Source organism: Microbacterium sp. TW_SC_2 (assembly GCF_055361165.1).
This window is the reverse complement of record NZ_CM143952.1, coordinates 1,426,086-1,442,285: the sequence shown is the minus strand read 5'-3', so window position 1 is coordinate 1,442,285 and position 16,200 is coordinate 1,426,086. Positions and strand designations below refer to the sequence as shown.

General features: G+C 68.9%; 15 protein-coding genes and 2 tRNA genes. 7 read left to right on the top strand and 10 right to left on the bottom strand.

The genetic code is table 11. The features are described from left to right. Nucleotides 1-3: 3 nt before the first annotated feature. From murA to leuC, 3 genes are all read right to left on the bottom strand, one after another. On the bottom strand, nt 4-1,371 hold the full coding sequence (murA, locus tag ACWA14_RS06725) for a UDP-N-acetylglucosamine 1-carboxyvinyltransferase (RefSeq protein ID WP_463797015.1): 1,368 nt from the start codon (nt 1,369-1,371) through the stop codon (nt 4-6). A gap of 63 nt (nt 1,372-1,434) precedes the next feature. Continuing rightward, nucleotides 1,435-2,031, bottom strand: coding sequence for a 3-isopropylmalate dehydratase small subunit (leuD, locus tag ACWA14_RS06720; protein ID WP_463797014.1), 597 nt, complete (start codon nt 2,029-2,031; stop codon nt 1,435-1,437). A 2-nt stretch (nt 2,032-2,033) separates the two neighbouring features. Further along, nucleotides 2,034-3,485, bottom strand: a complete 1,452-nt coding sequence (leuC, locus tag ACWA14_RS06715) for a 3-isopropylmalate dehydratase large subunit (RefSeq protein WP_463797012.1) — start codon at nt 3,483-3,485, stop codon at nt 2,034-2,036. Nucleotides 3,486-3,672: 187 nt separating this feature from the next. Between leuC and ACWA14_RS06710 the strand changes: the two genes are divergently transcribed. After that, a complete protein-coding gene (locus tag ACWA14_RS06710; protein ID WP_463797010.1) occupies nt 3,673-4,968 on the top strand; it encodes an O-acetylhomoserine aminocarboxypropyltransferase/cysteine synthase family protein in 1,296 nt (431 codons plus the stop codon). Then, nucleotides 4,965-6,278: an LLM class flavin-dependent oxidoreductase gene (locus ACWA14_RS06705; RefSeq protein WP_463797008.1), complete on the top strand. Its 1,314-nt coding sequence runs from the start codon at nt 4,965-4,967 to the stop codon at nt 6,276-6,278. Before ACWA14_RS06710 ends, ACWA14_RS06705 begins: the two co-directional genes overlap by 4 nt. A gap of 20 nt (nt 6,279-6,298) precedes the next feature. Here the strand turns inward: ACWA14_RS06705 and ACWA14_RS06700 are convergent, their stop codons facing one another. Then, entirely contained in the window at nt 6,299-6,796 is a 498-nt protein-coding gene (locus tag ACWA14_RS06700; RefSeq protein WP_463797006.1) for a DUF427 domain-containing protein, read from the bottom strand. A gap of 37 nt (nt 6,797-6,833) precedes the next feature. Between ACWA14_RS06700 and ACWA14_RS06695 the strand changes: the two genes are divergently transcribed. Further along, a complete protein-coding gene (locus ACWA14_RS06695; RefSeq protein ID WP_463797004.1) occupies nt 6,834-7,430 on the top strand; it encodes an LON peptidase substrate-binding domain-containing protein in 597 nt (198 codons plus the stop codon). Here ACWA14_RS06695 and ACWA14_RS06690 read toward each other — a convergent pair. Then, a complete protein-coding gene (locus ACWA14_RS06690) occupies nt 7,393-7,743 on the bottom strand; it encodes a DUF2834 domain-containing protein (protein WP_463797003.1) in 351 nt (116 codons plus the stop codon). The two genes, ACWA14_RS06695 and ACWA14_RS06690, sit on opposite strands and share 38 nt — an antisense overlap. A 12-nt stretch (nt 7,744-7,755) precedes the next feature. Then, a complete protein-coding gene (locus ACWA14_RS06685) occupies nt 7,756-8,760 on the bottom strand; it encodes a TerC/Alx family metal homeostasis membrane protein (RefSeq protein WP_463797001.1) in 1,005 nt (334 codons plus the stop codon). 241 nt (nt 8,761-9,001) lie between these two features. Here ACWA14_RS06685 and ACWA14_RS06680 point away from each other — a divergent pair, with 241 nt between their 5' ends. Continuing rightward, complete coding sequence (locus ACWA14_RS06680) at nt 9,002-9,559, top strand: RNA polymerase sigma factor (RefSeq protein ID WP_463796999.1); 558 nt, start codon at nt 9,002-9,004, stop codon at nt 9,557-9,559. Next, nucleotides 9,556-10,668: a DUF4349 domain-containing protein gene (locus ACWA14_RS06675; RefSeq protein ID WP_463796997.1), complete on the top strand. Its 1,113-nt coding sequence runs from the start codon at nt 9,556-9,558 to the stop codon at nt 10,666-10,668. The genes ACWA14_RS06680 and ACWA14_RS06675 overlap by 4 nt, the downstream gene beginning before the upstream one ends. 138 nt (nt 10,669-10,806) lie before the next feature. Here the strand turns inward: ACWA14_RS06675 and ACWA14_RS06670 are convergent. After that, nucleotides 10,807-10,879: transfer RNA gene (locus tag ACWA14_RS06670), tRNA-Glu, on the bottom strand. Nucleotides 10,880-11,030: 151 nt separating this feature from the next. Between ACWA14_RS06670 and ACWA14_RS06665 the strand changes: the two genes are divergently transcribed. Together ACWA14_RS06665 and ACWA14_RS06660 are read left to right on the top strand one after the other, a co-directional pair. Next, nucleotides 11,031-11,669, top strand: coding sequence for an MBL fold metallo-hydrolase (locus ACWA14_RS06665; RefSeq protein WP_463796995.1), 639 nt, complete (start codon nt 11,031-11,033; stop codon nt 11,667-11,669). Next, nucleotides 11,669-12,205, top strand: a complete 537-nt coding sequence (locus tag ACWA14_RS06660; protein ID WP_463796993.1) for a GNAT family N-acetyltransferase — start codon at nt 11,669-11,671, stop codon at nt 12,203-12,205. Before ACWA14_RS06665 ends, ACWA14_RS06660 begins: the two co-directional genes overlap by 1 nt. Nucleotides 12,206-12,214: 9 nt before the next feature. Here ACWA14_RS06660 and pepN read toward each other — a convergent pair whose 3' ends face one another. From pepN to ACWA14_RS06645, 3 genes are all read right to left on the bottom strand, one after another. Next, nucleotides 12,215-14,701 (bottom strand): aminopeptidase N, encoded by a 2,487-nt coding sequence (gene pepN / locus ACWA14_RS06655; RefSeq protein WP_463796990.1) that lies wholly within the window; start codon nt 14,699-14,701, stop codon nt 12,215-12,217. Nucleotides 14,702-14,789: 88 nt separating this feature from the next. After that, entirely contained in the window at nt 14,790-15,803 is a 1,014-nt protein-coding gene (locus tag ACWA14_RS06650) for a DNA topoisomerase IB (protein WP_463796989.1), read from the bottom strand. 214 nt (nt 15,804-16,017) lie between these two features. Next, a tRNA-Gln gene (locus ACWA14_RS06645) sits at nt 16,018-16,089 on the bottom strand. Nucleotides 16,090-16,200 lie beyond the last annotated feature (111 nt).

The window sequence follows — 16,200 nt, the reverse complement described above, 5'->3', positions numbered from 1 at the left end:
CCGTCACCGGATGACGTCGAAGTCGGCGCCGACCGCGTCGAGCTTGGCGAGGAACTTCTCGTATCCGCGGCTGAGGATGTCGACGCCCGAGACCGTGGACTCGCCGGTGGCCGTCAGGGCCGCGATCACGTGGCTGTAGCCGCCGCGCAGATCGGGAACGACGATGTCGGCACCGTGCAGCGGAGTGGGACCCGTGACCACGGCGGCCTGCTCCAGGTCACGGCGCGGAACGCGGCGCGGTCCGTCCTGCAGCCCGCGGGGGTGCACGACGATGTCGGCGCCCATCTTGACGAGGGCGTCGGTGAACCCCAGGCGGTTCTCGTACACGGTCTCGTGGACGACGGAGCGACCGTTCGCCTGGGTCAGGGCGACCACGAGCGGCTGCTGCCAGTCGGTCATGAAGCCGGGGTGCACGTCGGTCTCGATGACGACGGGCTTGAGCTCGCCGTCACGACGGAACAGGATGCCGTCCTCCTGGATGTCGAACCAGCCGCCCGCCTTGCGGAAGACGTTGAGGAAGGTCAGCATCTCCTGCTGCTTGGCCCCGCCGACGAAGATCTCGCCGTCGGTGGCCAGCGCGGCCGAGGCCCACGACGCGGCCTCGTTCCGGTCGAAGATCGAACGGTGGTCGTATCCGCGCAGCTTCTCGACGCCCTCGATCACGATGACCCGGTTGGGCTCGTAGGAGATGATGGCGCCCATCTTCTGCAGCACCGCGATGAGATCCATGATCTCCGGCTCGATGGCCGCGTTGCGGAGCTCCGTCACGCCTTCGGCGCGCACGGCGGTGAGCAGGACCTGCTCGGTGGCGCCGACGCTCGGGTACGGCAGGTGGATGTTCGCGCCGTGCAGACGCGCACCCGGCCGGGAGAGGCGGATGCCGCTGGGGAGCTTCTCGACCACGGCACCGAACTTGCGGAGCGCGTCGAGGTGGAAGTCGATCGGTCGGTCGCCGATGCGGCAGCCGCCCAGGTCGGGGATGAACGCCTGGCCCAGACGGTGCAGCAACGGGCCGCAGAACAGGATCGGGATGCGAGACGCACCGGCGTGCGCGTCGATCTCCTCGAAGTGCGCGGACTCGACGTCGCTGGGGTCGAACACCAGCGAACCCGGCTCGTCCCCCTCGGAGACGCGGACGCCGTGCACCTCGAGCAGCGAGCGCACCACGGCGACGTCGCTGATCGCGGGGACGTCCCGCAGCGTGCTGACGGTCTCGCCGAGCAGAGAGGCCACCATCGCCTTCGTGGCGAGGTTCTTCGCACCCTTGACGTCGACCCGGCCGCGCAGCGGTCGCCCGCCGCGGATGGTGAGGACGTCGCCGGTGAGAGCCGGGGCTCCGTCCGGAAGAGCATCGCGCACGGGTGTCGTCATTCGGAGCCTCACTTCATTCACGGATATCGGGGCGGACGCCCCCTGGCCCACCGACCTCCCGACTCACTGAATGGGAAGGGTGCGGGGCCGCCACGACTCGCGGCGGGCCTCGTACTGCACGATCTTGTCTTCGTTGCGCAGTGTGAGCCCGATGTCATCGAGCCCTTCGAGGAGCCGCCATCTAGTGTAATCGTCGATCCCGATGTCGGCCTGGACGTCGCCGATCGCGGCGGTGCGCGCCTCGAGGTCGACCGTGATCGACGTGCCGGGGTTGCGATCGATCTCCGCCCAGAACCGCTCGAGGTCCTCTTCCGAGATCGTCGCCGCGAGAAGCCCCTGCTTGCCGGCGTTCCCGCGGAAGATGTCGGCGAACCGGGGACTGAGCACGACCGAGAAGCCGAAGTCGCGCAGCGCCCACACGGCGTGCTCACGGCTGGATCCGGTGCCGAAATCGGGACCCGCGACCAGCACGGAGGCGCCGCGGAAGGCCGCCTGGTTCAGCACGAAGTCGGGATCCTGACGCCAGCCGTGGAACAGCGCGTCCTCGAAGCCGGTCTTGGTCACGCGCTTCAGGAAGACGGCGGGGATGATCTGGTCGGTGTCGACATTGGACCGCTTGAGCGGGGCCGCGATGCCGGTGTGGGTGACGAACTTCTCCATGCTCAGGCCTCTTCCTCGGTCAGCAGATCGCTCGGACTCGACAGCGTTCCGCGGATCGCGGTCGCCGCGGCGACGAGAGGCGACACGAGGTGCGTCCGCCCGCCCTTGCCCTGGCGTCCCTCGAAGTTACGGTTCGACGTCGACGCGCACCGCTCCCCGGGAGCGAGCTGATCGGGGTTCATGCCCAGACACATCGAGCAGCCCGCGAAGCGCCATTCCGCGCCGAAGTCCGTGATGATCTTGTCGAGTCCCTCGGCTTCGGCCTCGAGCCGCACCCGGGCGGACCCGGGGACGACCATCACACGCACGCCGTCGGCCTTCTTCTTGCCCTCGATGATGGAGGCGAAGGCGCGCAGATCTTCGATCCGGCTGTTCGTGCACGACCCCATGAAGACCGCGTCGACCGGCACGGCCTTCAGCGGCGTCCCGGGAGTCAGATCCATGTACTCCAGCGCGCGTTCGGCGGCGGCGCGCTCGTTCGCGTCGGCGATGTCGTCGGGGTTCGGCACGGTCGACGACAGCGAGCTGCCCTGGCCGGGGTTGGTCCCCCACGTGACGAAGGGCTCGAGCTCGTCGGCGTCGATGAACACCTCCGCGTCGAACTGCGCCCCGTCGTCGGTCGGCAGCGTGCGCCAGTAGGCGACCGCGTCCTCCCAGTCCTGTCCCTGCGGCGCGTGCGGGCGGCCCTTCAGGTAGGCGAACGTGGTCTCGTCGGGGGCGACCATGCCGGCGCGGGCACCGGCCTCGATCGACATGTTGCAGATCGTCATGCGCCCCTCCATCGACAGCGCGCGGATCGCACTGCCGCGGAACTCCAGGACATAGCCCTGTCCACCGCCGGTGGTGATCTTCGCGATCACGGCGAGGATGATGTCCTTGGCGGTGACCCCGGGGCGGAGAGTGCCGTCGACGGTGATGGCCATGGTCTTGAAGGGCTTCAGCGGGAGCGTCTGGGTCGCCATCACATGCTCGACCTCGCTGGTGCCGATGCCGAACGCCATCGCGCCGAACGCGCCGTGTGTCGAGGTGTGCGAGTCACCGCAGACGACCGTGATGCCGGGCATCGTCAGCCCGAGCTGCGGTCCGACGACGTGCACGATGCCCTGCTCCGCATCGCCCAGCGAGTGCAGTCGGACGCCGAACTCGGCGGCGTTGCGGCGCAGCGTCTCGATCTGAGTGCGGCTGGTCAGGTCGGCGATGGGCTTGTCGATGTCCCACGTCGGGGTGTTGTGGTCCTCCGTGGCGATCGTGAGATCGAGCCGGCGCAGGGGACGGTTCTCGCTGCGGAGACCGTCGAACGCCTGGGGGCTCGTGACCTCGTGGACCAGATGCAGGTCGATGTAGATGAGGTCCGGCTCGCCGTTCTCGCCCTTCACGACCAGGTGGTCGTCCCACACCTTCTCGGCGAGCGTGCGGGGGCGGGCGGTTTCGGCACCGGATTCGGGGGTGTTCATGGCGTGTCTCCTGAAGATGGCGGGACGGCCCACGATGGACTCCGCGACGAGGAGGGGCTCAGAACGAGGTCTCGTCGCGGCCGCTAAGAAGGAGCACGATCCGCATGACGCCAGGTTACCACCGCTTCCCCGGGCGATGACGCGGCGTGACAGTCTGCTGTTCACCCGATCGATCGAGAGGCACCGCATGACCGTCGACACCACGCGCTTCGTCACCCGCGCCGTCCATGCCGGCCGTGTCCGCGAGACCGCGCGATCGCGTGCCACCCCGATCTACCTGACGGCCGGCTTCGAGTTCGACGACTTCGATCACGCCGCCGATCACTTCGGATCGGGGTCCGGCTTCGGCTACACGCGCACCGGCAACCCGACCGTCCGCGCGGTCGAACGCCAGCTCGCCGCCCTGGAGTCCGGCGTCGATGCCGTGCTCGTGGCGAGTGGACAGGCAGCCGTGGTCACGGCGCTGCTCACCGTCGCCGGTGCCGGAGATCACATCGTCAGCTCCACCCACATCTACGAGGGCACCCGGGGCCTCCTGCTCGACAACCTCGCCCGACTGGGCATCGAGACGACCTTCATCGACGACATCGCCGATCCGGACGCGTGGCGAGCGGAGATCCGTCCGAACACGCGCGCGCTCTTCGCGGAGTCGATCGCGAACGCCCGCAACGACATCCTCGACATCTCCGCCGTCAGCGCGGTCGCGGACGAGGTGGCGATCCCCCTGATCGTCGACAACACGCTCGCCACGCCCTACCTGCTGCGACCGATCGAGCACGGCGCGGCGATCGTGGTGCACTCCGCGTCGAAGTTCCTGGCCGGGCACGGCTCGGTGCTGGGCGGGGTGATCATCGACGACGGCCGTTTCGACGCGGCTCGCGCCGGCCACAACGCCCCCCACCTCGTGCTGCCGGGTCGCGGTGGACTCCCCAGCGTCGCCTCGCGCCATGGCGGCAACGCGCGGATCGCCTATGCCCGCGAGTCCGTCGCGCCGCGCTTCGGCGCCTCGCCGTCTCCTCTGAACGCCTTCCTGATCGGCCAGGGCACCGAGACGCTGGGCCTGCGGGTGGAGCGCCAGTCACGCAACGCCCGCCAGATCGCACAGTGGTTGGAGGCGCAGGATGCCGTCGAGAGCGTCGACTACGTCGGCCTCCCGTCCCACCCCGATCACGCCACGGCGCTGCGCTATCTCGAGGGCGGCTTCGGCTCGATCTTCACCTTCACGCTGCGCGACGGACTGCCCGCGGCGCGGCGCTTCGTCGAACAGGTGCAGGTGTTCACCCATATGACGCACATCGGCGACGTGCGGTCTCTCGTCCTGCACCCCGGCACCACCAGTCACTCCGTGCGGACTCCCGAGGAACGCGACATCCTCGGTGTGCGGCCCGGCACGCTCCGGCTGTCGATCGGCATCGAAGATGTCGACGACCTGATCGCCGACCTCGCTCACGTGCTCCAGGAGATCCCGGAGACGGTCGCATGAGCCGCCCGCAGCACTTCGGCTGGTTCCTCGCCCGCGGTTTCGGCCCGCAGGGATGGGGCTATCCCGCGCTCGACTGGGACTACGACTGGACCCGACCGGAGATCTATCAGGAGGCGGCCCGCACGTTGGAGCAGGCGGGCTTCGATCTCGTGATCATCGAGGACAGCCCCTCGCTCGGGTCGGCCGACACCATCGACCTGCGCATCCGCCATGCGTTCGGCGGGCCGAAGCACGACCCCCTGCTGCTCGCGCCCTACCTCTTCCAGGCGACGACGCATCTCGGGGTCGTCCCGACCGTGAACCCCGCCGCCTCGCTCCCCTACACGTCCGCGCGACAGTTCTCGACGCTCCAGCACCTGAGCGGTCATCGCCTCGGCCTCAACGTGGTGACCGACACCGGCAGCGCGCGCCATTTCTCGGATGCACCCCAGCTCGGGCACGACGAAGCCTACGACCGCGCAACCGAATGGCTCGACGGCATCCGCGCGCTCTGGCGCAGCTGGGAGGACGGAGCGCTGGTGCGAGGTCGCGACTCCGATGTGTACGCGGACGGCTCGAAGCTGCGTGCGGTGCAGCATCGCGGGGCGCACTTCGCCTTCGACGGCCCGCTCAATGCGCTGCCGTTCACTCGGGGAGAACCCGCGATCGTCTCCCCCGGCGGGTCCGGGCGCGGCCTCGGTTTCGCCGGCGCGAACTCCGACGTCCAGCTCGCCCTCGCACCCCTGCACGAGGCCTCCGTGCGCGCCTACCGCACGAAGATCCACGATGCCGCGATCGCTGCAGGTCGCCGCGCTGAGGACATCAAGATCCTGTTCGCGATCCAGCCCGTCATCACGTCGTCGACCGAGGAGGCGGATCGGATCGTCGCCGCTTCCGCGCATCCCGACGATGCGGCGCTCGTGCAGATCGCGCGGAAGCAGTCCAGCGACCTCGAGACCGACCTCACCTCGCTCGATCTCGACAAGCCGCTCGACCTGTCGATCTTCGGCGCACACGTCTCCCGCGGCAGCATCCAGCGGTTGGTGGGCGATCGCGACGAAGACGCCCCGCTCCGCGCGCATCTGACGGCCCTCGCGCGCGCGGGCCGCTTCTCCGACCGCACCGGGTTCGTGGGAACCGCCGAAGAGTTCGCCGATGTGATCGAGGAGCTCGGAGAGTGGGGCAACGACGGCGTCCTGCTGTGGGGCGACTTCCACCCCGTCACGCTGCACCGGACCCTCGACGAGCTCGTGCCGGTGCTCCGGCGGCGCGGTATCCTCCGTCGCGAATACGTGGACGGCGGGCTGCAGGCGAATCTGCGCGCGTTCTGATCCGGGGTCCGGAGAGCGCGCTACCAGCCCATGGAGCCGGGGACCCCCTTGAACGGGCCGACGACCGCGGACGTCACCCATCCGCCGTAGAACCCGCCCGGCTGAGGGACGGCGACCTCGTCGCCGACCGTGCACTCGTCCATCTGTGCCGCGTACACTGCCACCCGGTCTGTCAGCGCCCCGTATCCCGGCGCGGGGTGCGGGTAGTTCCATGCGGCCCCGGGGCGCACGACGTCTCCGCTGCGCACGTCGAAGTAGCGCGCGGCGCCCTTGAACTCGCAGAACGAGCTTCCGGAGGCGTCCACGAGCGCTCCGGGGATGAAATCAGCGAACGGCACGTAGTAGACGGGAGGGTGGCTCGTCTCGAGCACGCGCACCGCATCGCGGGTGTCGGCGATCAGCTCGCCTCCGAGGCGGATGGTGATGCGCTCCACGACCGGCTCGACCCGAGGCGGCCTCGGGTAGTCCCAGACGGATTCCTGACCGGGAGCGGGGGTGTCGGGGCGAGGTCTCTGCATCTGTTCACTTTACGTCTCTCGGTGTTGACTGGGTCCCATGACCGCGATACCGATGTTCCCGCTCGGCTCCGTGCACTTCCCGCACACCGCGCTGCCGCTGCGTGTGTTCGAGCCGCGGTATCTCACGATGATCGGGCGGCTCCTGGATGAGGACGACCCGCGGTTCGGCGTGGTTCTCATCGAGCGCGGCCACGAGGTCGGCGGCGGTGACCGACGCAGCGGCATCGGGACCATGGCCCGACTGGTCAGCGTCTCGGCGGGCGCCGACGCTCTCCTCGCCGTATCGGTGGGCACCGATCGCTTCACGATCGACGAGTGGCTGGACGACGACCCCTACCCTCGCGCCGAGGTCACGCCGGTGCCCGAGCTCGAGTGGAACGACGCGCTCACCCCGCTGCGCACGGAAGCCGAGGCGATCGTGCGTCGAACGCTGGCACGCGCCCCCGAGTCGCAGTGGGACGCCGACACCGAGCTCTCGGACGATCCGATCGCCGCGGCATGGCAGCTCGCCGCGATCGCGCCGCTCGGCGAGTACGACCGGTACCTGCTGCTGCAGTCGACCACGGCGGGCGCACTCCTGCGTCAGGTCATCGATCTCACGCTCGAAGCCGAGCTCCTGTGGCCAGACGAGTGAGGTGCCGCTGTCGCATGGCCAGGAACAACGGAAGGGTGAAGGCGAAGGCCGTCAGCCCCGAGAGTGCCACGTAGAGCCAGCCGCGCCTCATGCCGATGCGTCTCGCCTCGACGATGATGAACACGCTGCCCGCGATCGCCACGGCCAGGAGATCGACGGTGATCGACGACACCGCCGGGCCGCTGTTCACCAGGTCTCCGAGGAAGTCGACCATCTGCGTGATCGCCAGGACGTTGTACGTCCAGGTGGCGATGAGCCCGGCCACCGCCAGCGCGAGGTAGAAGAGAGCCAGGGGGGTCCAGTGGCGGGTCATGCCGCCATGATCTCACTCCGCCGGCGTGGTGGCCCGCGCCACGCGCTTCTCGTGAGACGACGCGATCAGGCTCGCGACCGTGGCGACCGTCATCGACACGAGGATCACGCCCAGCGAGACCATGTTGTCGATGTCGGGCACCCACTCGACGTGCTCGCCGCCGTTGATGAAGGGCAGCTCGTTGACGTGCAGGGCATGCAGGATGAGCTTGACGCCGATGAATCCGAGGATGACGGCGATGCCGTAATGCAGGTACCGGAGGCGGTCGAGCAGGTCGCCGAGCAGGAAGTAGAGCTGGCGCAGGCCCATGAGCGCGAAGATGTTGGCGGCGAAGACCAGGAAGCCGTTCGTGGTGATCTCGAAGATCGCCGGGATCGAGTCGATGGCGAAGATGAGGTCCGTGACCCCGATCGTGATGAAGACGATCACCATGGGGGTGAGCATCCGCTTGCCGTCGACCGTGGTCCGCAGCTTCGCGCCGTCGTACTCCTCGCTGATGTCGATACGGCGGCGCAGAAGCCGCACGACGAAGTTCTCCCGCTGCACCTCGCCGTCGTGATCCCCCTCGGGCATGGCCTGGCGGATCGCGGTCCAGATCAGGAACGCTCCGAAGATGTAGAAGATCGGTGAGAAGTTCTCCACGATCGCGACGCCCACCAGGATGAACGCCCCGCGGAGCACGAGCGCGATGATGATGCCCACCATCAGCACCTGCTGCTGCAGTCGTCTCGGGACCGCGAACTGCGCCATGATCAGCACGAACACGAACAGGTTGTCGATCGAGAGGCTGTATTCCAGCGCCCAGCCGGTGACGAAATCGCCGGCGTTCCGCCAGCCGCCCACGGTGCCCAGAAGGACGGCGAAGAGCAGTGCGAGCCCCACATAGAAGACCACCCAGAGCGTGGACTCCTTCGTCGAGGGGATATGCGGCCGGAGCCGGATGAGCATCAGATCGCCGATCAGGATGATCGACAGCACGACCATCGAGGTGATCTCGAACCAGAGGGGGATGTCCACGGGCGCACGGCACCTTTCGCGAGGGTCGGGAGGGAGTCGAGAGTCTCTCCCCCGCACAGCGTGCGGCGCGCGCCCGGAGCAGCGATCTCGGTGCTCGTGATGACGTTACGCGCGGATTCGGGATACTCCCTCTCGCGTGGACCATCGTAGTCCTCGCGGCGGCCCACCGGTCACGCACGGATTCTGAGACGATGGGGGCCTCCTCGACACTTACCGGTGAGAGACACCGAACGGAAACAGGATGCCCGTGCAGACGAGTGATCAGAAGTGGGCGGCCCAGGCGGCGGCGGGTGACGAGAGCGCCTTCCGCGAGCTGTATCGCGCACACGTACGTCCCGTGTACTGGATCGCCAACGGCATCCTCGCATCGCCCGTCGATGCCGAGGACGTGACGCAGGAGACCTTCGTGGTGGCCTGGCGCAAGCTGCCGGGCCTCGAACTGCAGGGAGAATCGATCCTGCCCTGGCTGGCGACGATCTGCCGCTTCCAGGCCGCGAATCGACTCCGGCAGCGGCGACGCGATCAGGCGCACACCGCCGAGGCGCTGGATGACACCCTCGCCGACACCGTCAGCGTGGAGGACCAGGTCATCACCGCCGAGCTGGCGGCGCGGATCGCGTCCGAAGTGGGAACGCTGAGCGATCTCGACCGCGAGGTCTTCCGGCTGTGCGCCGCGGAGGGATACGCCTACCAGGCCGCGGCGGATCAGCTCGGGGTGAGCCATGCCGTCGTTCGGAACCGTCTCTCGCGTGTACGCACCCAATTGCGCGGTGCCGTCAAGGAAGTGAGAGACGCATGAAGGACCAGACCGAGTTCGAGGAGCTCCCGACGCTGTCGGATGCGACCATCGCACGTATCGAGAACGCGGTGTTCTCGGAGATCGCCGACGAGCGGCCGCCCGCCCCGGCGTCGGCTTCCCGCGCACGTGTGCGCCGGCGCCGGTGGTTGACCGGTGTCAGCGTCGCCGCGGCCTTCGCCGTGGGTGTCCTCGTGACACCCACGGTCCTCGACGCTCTGGGCGGCGCCTCCTCCCTGAGCGCGGCGGACGGCAGCTCTTCCGCTGTCGACGTGGCTCCGGAGTCGGTCGCCGGCGCGACGGATCGAAGCGGCGCCGAGGTCGCGCAGGATGCGGCGGGAGACGCGAACGGTCTGACACTCCTGGGCGGAGAGGTGGCCGAGGGCGACAGGGAGATCATCGCCACGGCGAACGCGACGCTGCAGGTGAAGGACATCACGACCGCGGCCGAGGAGGTCACCGCCCTCGCGACGAGCAGCGGCGGGTACGTCGAGAGCACCGAGATCGGCAAGGCGGCGGCGTCGGATGACACGGTCGAGTCCGCCCCGGTCGACTCGGCGTACGGGTGGATCAGCGTCCGCGTCCCGTCCGAGGCGCTGACCGACGTGATCGCCGCGCTCGACGAGTCCGGCGAAGTGCTGTCGTCGTCGATCTCCCGACAGGATGTGACATCGGTCGCCATCGACCTGCGCGCCCGCGTCGACGCGACGACGGCATCGGTGGAGAGGCTGACCGAACTGATGTCGCAGTCCGGCAGCGTCTCGGAGTTGATCGAGGCGGAGGTGGCGTTGACCGAGCGTCAGGCGCAGCTCGAGTCGTACGAGCAGCAGCTGGCGTCGCTCGACGATCAGGTGGCGATGTCGTCGTTGCAGGTGCAGCTCACGCGCACCGACACCACGGCGACCGCGGATCCCGCCGGATTCGGCGACGGCCTGCTGGCCGGCTGGAACGGGTTGATCGTCTCGCTCAACGCCCTCGTGATCGCGGTCGGCTTCGTGCTCCCCTGGCTCGGGATCGCCGCCGTCGTCGTCCTGATCGTCTGGCTCATCCGCCGCGCACGTCGCATGCGCCGGGCCTCCGCGGCAGCGCCGAAGACGCCTGCGGAGGGCTGAACGGGCAGCTCCCCCGCGATGATCGGAGATGCGGTCCTGCCCCTCGACCGGGCGGGGCCGCATCTTTCGCGTGTGCGCCCTCGAATCATCCGTAAACCACGAAAGCCCCCGGCGAACCGGAGGCTTTCGTGTGTCGTGTGACCCCAGCGGGATTCGAACCCGCGTTACCGCCGTGAGAGGGCAGCGTACTAGGCCGCTATACGATGGGGCCGTCTGGCGGAACGTTTCCGTGCCGCGACAACCGTTCAAGTATGCCACGGCGATTATTGTTGCGCCAAATCGAGCCGGGAAGAGCGTGGAGCCCGGGCGTGGCGCACGAGAAACGGTTTGCCGACGGCCCCCGAAAGGAGTTGACTCGACCTATGCGCGTCACCAAGTTCGAACATGCCGCCCTCCGCCTCGACGAGGGAAGCCAGACCCTCCTGATCGATCCGGGCTCCTTCACGTCCCCGCAGGATGACCTCGGAAACCTGGTCGGGGTCGTCCTCACGCACGAGCATCCCGATCACTGGACGCCGGAGCATCTCGACCGGATCCTCCGGCTCGCGCCCGGAACCCCCATCTTCGGTCCGGCGGGCGTCGTCCGGGCAGCCTCGGACTACGTCATCACCGAGGTCTCCCCCGGCGACACCGTCGAGGTCGGAGACTTCACGCTGCGTTTCTTCGGCGGCACGCACGAGATCATCCACTCCTCGATCCCGACGATCGACAACGTGGGAGTGCTCGTGAACGACAAGCTCTACTACCCGGGCGACTCCTACGCCGTGCCGGAGGGCGTCGAGGTCGACACCCTCGCCGCACCCCTCGGTGCCCCGTGGCTCAAGGTCGGCGACGCGATCGACTACGTCCTCGCCGTCGCGCCTCGTCGCGCCTTCGGCACCCACGACATGACGCTCTCGGTGGCCGGGAAGGCCATGCATCGCGCGCGGCTGCAATGGGCCACCGAGCAGGGCGGCGGCGAGTTCTTCGAGCTCGACCCGGGCGACACGCTCGATCTCTGATGGAGGCGGTCCGTCGCCTGCTGCCGGCCCCCACCGGACGGCTGCGGTTCCGCGAGATGTCCGTCGACGATCTCGACGACATGGCGGCGCTGCTCGGCGACCCGCAGGTGATGGCCTACTACCCGGCGCCGAAGACCCGGCACGAGAGCCTCGACTGGATCACCCGTATGCAGTCGAGCTATGCGGAGCACGGCCACGGGCTGTGGGTCATCGAGACGCATGAGGGCGAGTTCCTCGGCGACTGCGGACTGACGTGGCAGTCCGCCAACGGCCTCCCGGTGCTCGAGGTCGGGTACCACGTTCGCACCGCTAGACAGCGTCGCGGCTATGCGACCGAAGCGGCACTCGCCTGCCGCGAGCTGGCGCGCACGGAGTTCGCACCGACGCTGCTCACCGCGATCATCCATCCCGAGAACGTGGCCTCGCGCACGGTCGCAGAGCACCTCGGCATGACCCACATCGACGACGACCGCGCGCACCCCTGGATCGTGCGCACGGTCATGGGGATGCGGCTCGACGCCGCTCCCCCGGGCTGACCGCCGCGATCAGGCGTCGGTGGCGCCCGCCCGCACGCGGAGCTCCCGCGCCAGATGGTCCCGCTGCTCGATCACGAGGCGACGAAGGGCGGCCGGCGCCTCGTCGTTCGCGGTCAGCCACCCGTCGACGAGTTCCAGGGAGTCCGACTCCGGGAACAGCCCGACGACCAGACGTCGCGCCAGCTCGATGCTGCGGGTACCCCACAGGGCGCCGATGCGGTCGAAGTACTCGGCGTCGAACCCCGCGATGAGGTCGCGCCGCCCGCCCGCGCGGAACCCCGCGATCTCGGCGTCGAGGTGGTCGTTGCTCAGCGACAGATCGTTCCACGCGGCATCCCAGGCGGCGCGTCGCACGGCGGCGTCCGGGCGGGAGGCGAGCGCGCGACGGGCGGCCGTGCGGCCGGTCCCCGTCTCGTCGCGGGTCAGCTCGGACTCGATGTCCTCCGCACCCGCGTGTCCGGTGGTCACGAGAGCCGTCAGCAGCTGCCATCGCAGGTCGGGGTCCACGGTCAGTCCATCCGGGACCTCGCCCCGCCACAGGTCCGTCGCCTCGGCGGCGCGCACATCGTCGTAGGCGCAGGCACCCGCGAAGGCACGAGCCCAGGAGAGCTGCGCGTCGCTGCCGGCATCCGCGTGCTGCAGTGCGCTCCACGTCGCCTCGGTCCACTCGCGCAGCTGGTGAGGGCGGCGCGCGTCGTCGACGAAGTGGCGCACCGCGAACGCGGCGTTGGCGAGCACACCGGCGAGCAGGCCGACGTTGTCTTCGCGCGGCGCATGCGTGCGCGCGATCGCGAGGTAGCGCGTCGCGTCGAGTTCACCGTCGCGGGTCGCATTCCACAGCGATGACCATACGAGGGCGCGGGCGAGGGGATCCTCGAGCGCGGACAGCGAGGTCTCGACCGTGGCGAGGGAGCGCTCGTCGAGGCGCGCCTTGGCATACGTCAGATCGTCGTCGTTGAGCAGCACGAGCGGTGCATCGGCGAGATCCACCGGCGTCCGCTCGACCGCGATGTCGAGGGAGATCTGATCGCGCCGCACGAGCCGATCGTCCGACCAGTCGTAGAGCCCGATGCGCAGGCGGTGCGGGCGCGCATCGGTCTGCACGAGCACGGACGAGTCGTCGGACTGCTCCAGAGCGAGCGTCGACATGCCGGTCGTCTCGAGCCAGGCAGCCGACCAGTCGCGCATGTCGCGACCCGACACGGCGCTCAGCTGTGTCAGGAGGTCATCGAGGGTGGTGTTTCCGAAGGCGTGCGCCGCGAAATACCGACGCGCGCCTTCGAAGAACGCCTCCTCACCGGCGAAGGCGACGAGCTGCTTGAGCACCGACGCCCCCTTGGCGTAGGTGATGCCGTCGAAGTTGAGCTTCGCGGCTTCCAGGTCGGTGATGTCGGCGACGATCGGATGCGTGGTCGGCAACTGGTCCTGCTGATACGCCCACGCCTTCCGGCGTGCCGCGAACGTGACCCAGGCATCGGTGAAACGCGTGGCCGCGGCGGACGCGTGCGCGCCCATGTAGTCCGCGAACGACTCCTTGAGCCACAGGTCGTCCCACCAGCGCATCGTGACGAGGTCGCCGAACCACATGTGCGCCATCTCGTGCAGGATCGTGTTCGCCCGCGCCGCCCGCTGTGCCTCGGTGGCCGCTCCGCGCGACAGGTACGCCTCGGTGAAGGTGACCAGGCCGGGGTTCTCCATGGCGCCGAGGTTGTACTCCGGCACGAAGATCTGGTCGTACTTGCCCCAGGGGTAGGGGTAGGCGAACGCGTCTATGAAGAAGTCGAGCCCCTGACGCGTGATCTCGAGGATCTCCTCGGACTCGAGGTAGGGCGCCAGCGACCGTCGAGCGAAGACACCCAGTGCGATCCGCTGCTCATCGCGTACCCACTCACCGTCGACCCGGGTGTACGGCCCGGCGGCGACCGCGGTGATGTAACTCGAGATCGGCAGCGTCGGTGCGAACGTGACGGTCTGCACGCCCACGCCGCGGTCCACGTGCGCGACGCTCTGGTTCGACAGCACCTCCCACTGCGTCGGGGCGTGCACGACGAACGTGTACGCGGCCTTGATGTCGGGCTGCTCGAAGCAGGCCATCACGCGGCGCGAGTCGGCGGGCTCGTACTGGGTGTAGAGATACGTCTCGTTGTCGGCGGGATCGTGGAAGCGGTGCAGGCCCTCTCCCGAGCGGCTGTAGGCGCCGACCGCCTCGACGACCACGGTGTTGGAGGCGTCGAGACCCGAGAGCGCGATGCGGGCGCCGTCGTACTTGACCTCCTGCGGAGTTCCGTTCACCGAGACGGCGAGCACCTCTTCGCCGATGAAGTCGAGCCACGTCTCGGAGACCGTGGAGTCGAACTCGAGGGTGGTGGTGGTGGCGAAGCCGGTGCGCGCTCGTTCCGGGGCTCCGGTCAGATCGAGCTCGACGCGGATGCTGCGCGCGGTGATCGCGGCGGATCGCGCGGCGGTCTCCTCGCGGGTCAGGTTGGCGGTGTCCATCGGACCATCCTTTCATCCGTGGCGGGGAGCGGAGACAGTCCGGCCTGCGCCCGATCCGCTTCCACCCTCCGTGCCGCTCGTCGAACAGTCACTGCTTCTTCTGCGAGGCACCCCGCCGCGTGACCCGACGGCCGGTCTTGTCGTTGATCAGGAGACGGCGGATCGCAGTCTCGGGCGCCACCGTCAGGTCGAGCGTCTTTCCGCGGGAGTAGAGCCGGAAGACCCGGGGATCGATGTAGCTGCCGCGCGCCACGGCCGTCGTGTTCCCCAGGGCGGTCGCCGTCGCCTGCACCGCGAGCCGCTCGGCCCGCTGCTTGTCGGCGCGGGTGTCGAGGGGGCCGATGCGGGCGAGGGCGTCGGCGGCGAGGATCGTGCCGTGCAGGGTGCGGAAGTCCTTGGCCGAGAAGACTCCTCCGGTCACGTCGCGCAGATACGCGTTGACCTCCGTCGGAGTGATGCGCCGGCGCTGCCGCCCTCGACGATAGGTGAGCAGCAGCGCGCTGGACGACCCGCGGGACAGCTCCGCGAGGATCTCGGCGAGCGGCCCGTCGGTGATCTCGATCGCCGCGGTCTGCCCGCTCTTCGCGGGGAACGACAGAGCGACCGTGTCGCCGTCGATCGTGACGTCGCGACGACGCAACGTGGTCAGTCCTCTGCTCCCGTGCTTCACGAGGTACCGCTCCGAGCCCACCCGCAGAGCGGCGTCGTCGAGCAGACGGAACGCCGTCGCGAGCACGCGCTCCTTGCTGAGTTCATCGCCCGAGAGCGCACGGGTGACCCGGGCACGCGCGCGCGGCAGTCGCTCGGCGAGATCGAGCGCCCGCCGGAACTTGCCCCGATCGCGTCCGACGCGCCACAGCGGATGGTACAGGTACTGCCGCCGTCCGGCCTCGTCCGTTCCCACGGCCTGGATATGTGCCAGCGGGTCCGCGGCGATCCAGACGTCCTCCCATGCCGGGGGGATCACGAGGTCGTGGATGCGTTCGCGATCGGCTTCGGGTGCCGTCTCCCCGTTCTGGTCGAGGTAGCGGAAGCGAGACCCGGAGCGCGTGCGCCGGTAGCCGATGTCCTCACCGGGGACGACGCGAATGAGCGCGCTCATGCGCGAGACGAGGGGGTCGGGGCGGCGAGGAGATCACAGCGCGGTTCGGGCATGAGCCCAGCATGCGGCCGGTCCACCGATCCCTGGAAGGGGCTGGCTTCGTGCCCCACCGTCCTGCTAGGCGCCCGGGGCCGGCTATCCGGCGTCCAGGAGGGGACGAGGAGGACTCACCGGAAACGACGAAACCCCCGCCGTGGCGGGGGTTTTCATCGTGCTGGGGTACCTGGACTCGAACCAAGAACAACGGAACCAGAAACCGCCGTGTTGCCAATTACACCATACCCCATGGGCGAAAATCGCTTCCCGCACCGAGAGTCAAGCTTACCCGACCGATCTCCCGGATCCAAACCGAGCGGGTCCTCCCCGCGCGTCGCGCCGGGAGACGCGCGAGGAGGAC

Coding starts and splice junctions, on each gene's coding strand:
- ACWA14_RS06700 (WP_463797006.1), bottom strand. CDS start 6,796: ATGCAGAGACCTCGCCCCGACACCCCCGCTCCCGGTCAGGAATCCGTC.
- ACWA14_RS06650 (WP_463796989.1), bottom strand. CDS start 15,803: ATGAGCGCGCTCATTCGCGTCGTCCCCGGTGAGGACATCGGCTACCGG.
- ACWA14_RS06695 (WP_463797004.1), top strand. CDS start 6,834: ATGACCGCGATACCGATGTTCCCGCTCGGCTCCGTGCACTTCCCGCAC.
- ACWA14_RS06665 (WP_463796995.1), top strand. CDS start 11,031: ATGCGCGTCACCAAGTTCGAACATGCCGCCCTCCGCCTCGACGAGGGA.
- murA (WP_463797015.1), bottom strand. CDS start 1,371: ATGACGACACCCGTGCGCGATGCTCTTCCGGACGGAGCCCCGGCTCTC.
- ACWA14_RS06675 (WP_463796997.1), top strand. CDS start 9,556: ATGAAGGACCAGACCGAGTTCGAGGAGCTCCCGACGCTGTCGGATGCG.
- leuD (WP_463797014.1), bottom strand. CDS start 2,031: ATGGAGAAGTTCGTCACCCACACCGGCATCGCGGCCCCGCTCAAGCGG.
- leuC (WP_463797012.1), bottom strand. CDS start 3,485: ATGAACACCCCCGAATCCGGTGCCGAAACCGCCCGCCCCCGCACGCTC.
- pepN (WP_463796990.1), bottom strand. CDS start 14,701: ATGGACACCGCCAACCTGACCCGCGAGGAGACCGCCGCGCGATCCGCC.
- ACWA14_RS06710 (WP_463797010.1), top strand. CDS start 3,673: ATGACCGTCGACACCACGCGCTTCGTCACCCGCGCCGTCCATGCCGGC.
- ACWA14_RS06660 (WP_463796993.1), top strand. CDS start 11,669: ATGGAGGCGGTCCGTCGCCTGCTGCCGGCCCCCACCGGACGGCTGCGG.
- ACWA14_RS06705 (WP_463797008.1), top strand. CDS start 4,965: ATGAGCCGCCCGCAGCACTTCGGCTGGTTCCTCGCCCGCGGTTTCGGC.
- ACWA14_RS06690 (WP_463797003.1), bottom strand. CDS start 7,743: ATGACCCGCCACTGGACCCCCCTGGCTCTCTTCTACCTCGCGCTGGCG.
- ACWA14_RS06680 (WP_463796999.1), top strand. CDS start 9,002: ATGCCCGTGCAGACGAGTGATCAGAAGTGGGCGGCCCAGGCGGCGGCG.